Here is a 3,551-nt window from a genome sequence, read left to right on the forward strand (position 1 = left end):
GCTGGAAGACGCGCGGGCTCGCGGTGTCGCATGCCTTCCACTCCGCGCTCATGGAACCCATGCTGGACGACTTCGCCCGCGCGGTGGACGGCATCACCTTCGAGCCGCCGCGGATCCCGGTGATCTCCACCGTGACCGGGGAGCAGCTGACCGAAGCCGACGTCCAGTACTGGGCGAACCAGATCCGCAGGCCGGTGCGGTTCGCCGACGCGATCACACACCTGGCGGAAGCAGGCGTCGGCACATTCCTCGAGGTCGGCCCGGACGCGGCGCTCACCCTCATGGTCGAGCACACCGTCGACGACGCGACGGTGATTCCCGGCTCCCGCCGCGACCGCGACGAAACGACCACCCTCATCACCGCACTCGCCCGCCTCCACACCAACGGCGTCACCGTCGACTGGGAGAAGTTCTTCACCGGAACCGGCGCCCGCCGCATCGACCTCCCCACCTACGCCTTCCAGCATCAGCGGTTCTGGTTGCCGAACGGCCGGTCGAGTGCGGACCCGGCGGCGATGGGGCTCGGCTCCGCCGAGCATCCCCTCCTCGGTGCGGTGGTTCCGCTCGTGGATTCCGGTGGTGCCGTCCTCGCGGGACGGATCTCGCTCGCCGATCAGCCCTGGCTTGCCGACCACGCCGTCCGCGGCACCGTCATCCTGCCGGGGACCGCGTTCGTCGGGCTGGCGTTGCGGGCCGGTGAGCAGGTTGGCTGCGAGGTCGTCGAGGAACTCGTCCTGGAGGCGCCGCTAGCCGTCCCCGACCGGGGCGCGATCCAGCTCCAGGTAGTCGTGGCGGCGGAGGACGGCGATGGCCGCAGCCGGGTCGCCGTGCACTCCCGCCCCGAGGGCTGGGAAGGGCCGTGGACGCGTCACGCTTCGGGCGTCCTGAGCTCCGCCGCGCCGGAGATGTCGTCCTTCGACCTGGACGTGTGGCCGCCCCCTGGCGCGGAGCCGGTGGTTCTGGACGGCTTCTACGAGGGGATGGCCGCGGCCGGGCTGGACTACGGGCGGGCGTTCCAAGGTCTGCGCGCGGCCTGGCGGGACGGCGCGGACCTCTTCGCGGAGGTCGAGCTTTCCCACGAGGGCCGGGAGGACGCCGACCGGTTCGGGCTGCACCCGGCGCTGCTGGACATGTGCCTGCATCCGGCCGCGCTGCGGGACGGCCAGGCCGGTGCGGAGGCGGCGCTGCCGTTTTCCTGGTCCCAGGTGACGCTCTACGCGGTGGGGGCGGTGAGCGGACGCGTCAGGCTCTCCCCAACCGGATCGGACGGGCTGAGCCTGCATGTGGCCGACGCCACGGGCGCTCCGGTGCTTTCGGCCGCGTCGTTCGTGACACGGCCCGTTCCGGACGGGGTCCCCGCGGCATCGGGACCCGCTCTCCATGACTCGCTGTTCCGCCTCGAATGGCTCCCCGTCCCGGTCTCGGACCGGGCCCCCCTCGACTGGCGGTACTGGGAGGACGTCCAGGCCGGACCCGCGCCCGATGTGGTCGTGCTGACGGTCGGCGGCGGCGATGCCCGGACGCAGGCCGGTCGCGTACTGGAGGTCCTCCAGTCCTGGTTCGCGGACGATCGGTTCGCGGGGTCGCGGCTCGTGGTGCTGACACGCGGGGCGGTGTCCGTCGGCGGTGAGGACGTCACGGACCCTGGCGCCGCCGCGGTGTGGGGACTGACGCGTTCGGCTCAGGCGGAGAACCCCGGCGCCCGCATAACGATCGCCGACGCCTTCCCCGACGATCTGCCTCTGGTGGTCACCTCCGACGAGCCGCAGGTGGTCGTGCGCGACGGTGCCGTGAGCGCCGCCCGCCTGGCGCGAGTGGCGGCCGAGCAGCCGGCCGGCGACCGGAAGCAGGTGTTCGACGACTCGGGGACGGTCCTGGTGACCGGTGGCACGGGTGCGCTCGGCGCACTGGTGGCGCGGCATTTGGTGGCCGTCCACGGTGTCCGCCGCCTGGTCCTCACCAGCCGCCGGGGCATGGAGGCGGCGGGCGCACCCGAACTCCGGGACGAGCTGGCCGGGTTGGGCGCCGAGGTGTCGATCGCCGCGTGCGACGTGGCCGACCGGGACGCCGTGGCCGCCCTGCTGTCCGCGATCCCGCCGGAGTTCCCGCTGCGGGGCGTCGTTCACGCGGCGGGCGTGCTGGACGACGGCGTGATCGGTTCGCTCACGCCGGAACGCCTCGACACCGTCTTCGCCCCCAAGGTGGACGCGGCACTGAACCTTCACGACCTCACCCGGGACCTGGACCTGTCGGCGTTCGTGCTCTTCTCATCGGGTGCCGGCGTGCTGGGCGCGTCGGGTCAGGGCAACTACGCGGCGGCGAACGCGTTCCTGGACGCGTTGGCCGCGCACCGTCGCGCCGGCGGGCTCCCCGCGCAGTCGCTCGCCTGGGGGCTCTGGGACACCGGGGGCGGCATCGCGGGCGGCCTCTCCGCGGCCGACCGGCAGCGGATGAGCCGCAGCGGTGTCCTGCCGCTGCGAGCGGAGGACGGACTTGCGCTCTTCGACGCCGCGACCGGGATCGACGAGACCGTGGTCATTCCGATCCGGCTCGGCCTCGGGTCGGCGCGCGGGTCCGCCGATCAGCTGCCGCCGATGTTCAGCGGGCTGGTCCGCGTCCATGGCCGGTCCGCCGCCGGGGCCGCGCGGGCGGGCGCGACACCCGCCGCCTACCGTCGGCGGCTCGCGGCGCTGTCCCCGGCCGAACGGCGGAACGAGGTGCTCGGCCTCGTCCGCGGCAGCGCCGCCGAGATCCTCGGGCACCCCGGAGCCGACGCCGTCGAGCCGGACCGCGCCTTCAGCGAGCTGGGCTTCGACTCGCTCAGCGCCGTCGAGTTCCGCAACCGCGTCGGCGAGGCCACCGGGCTGCGGCTGCCGGCGACGCTCGTCTTCGAGTACACGAACGCCCGTGACCTCGCGGCCCACCTGCTCCAGGAACTGGTGCCGGACGAGGACGCGGTGGGCGGCGACCCCGAGGAGCAGTCGATCCGGGAGGCCCTCCGGACGATCCCGCTCGCCCGCCTGCGCGCCGCCGGCCTGATCGACGGGCTGCTCGCGCTGGCGGACGGTGCGGCCGCCGAACCGGGCGAGGACGCCTCGATCGACTCGATGGACACCGATGAGTTGATCAACTTGGCGCTCAAGGGCTCCGGCGACACCGCCGCGGAGAGGTGAGGCACCCGATGACTGAGTCCAACCAGAAGCTGGTCGCCGCGCTGCGCGCCTCTTTGAAGGAGGCCGAGGAGCTCCGCGCCCAGAACCGCAGGCTCACCGCGGTGCGGCACGAGCCGATCGCGATCATCGGGATGGCGTGTCGGTATCCGGGTGGGGTGGGGTCTCCGGAGGATTTGTGGGGTGTGGTGGCGGAGGGGCGTGATGTGGTTTCGGGTTTTCCGGGGGATCGTGGTTGGGATCTGGGTTCTTTGGTGGATGTGACGGGGGGGCGTCCTGATTCGAGTTATGTGGATCAGGGTGGGTTTTTGTATGGGGCGGGGGAGTTCGATCCCGGGTTCTTTGGTATCAGTCCGAATGAGGCGTTGACGATGGATCCTC

2 protein-coding genes are annotated in these 3,551 nt (G+C 72.5%); both read left to right on the forward strand.

Going from position 1 to position 3,551, the window contains the following annotated elements:
* Positions 1-3,173 (forward strand): type I polyketide synthase (locus IEJ02_RS47555; RefSeq protein WP_191070469.1); only part of this gene is annotated, 3,173 nt, incomplete at its 5' end.
* Between the two features lie 8 nt (positions 3,174-3,181).
* Positions 3,182-3,551 (forward strand): beta-ketoacyl synthase N-terminal-like domain-containing protein (locus IEJ02_RS47560; RefSeq protein ID WP_223865612.1); only part of this gene is annotated, 370 nt, incomplete at its 3' end.

Source organism: Streptomyces sp. 5-10 (genome assembly GCF_014712245.1).
Taxonomy (GTDB): Bacteria; Actinomycetota; Actinomycetes; order Streptomycetales; family Streptomycetaceae; genus Streptomyces; species Streptomyces violaceusniger.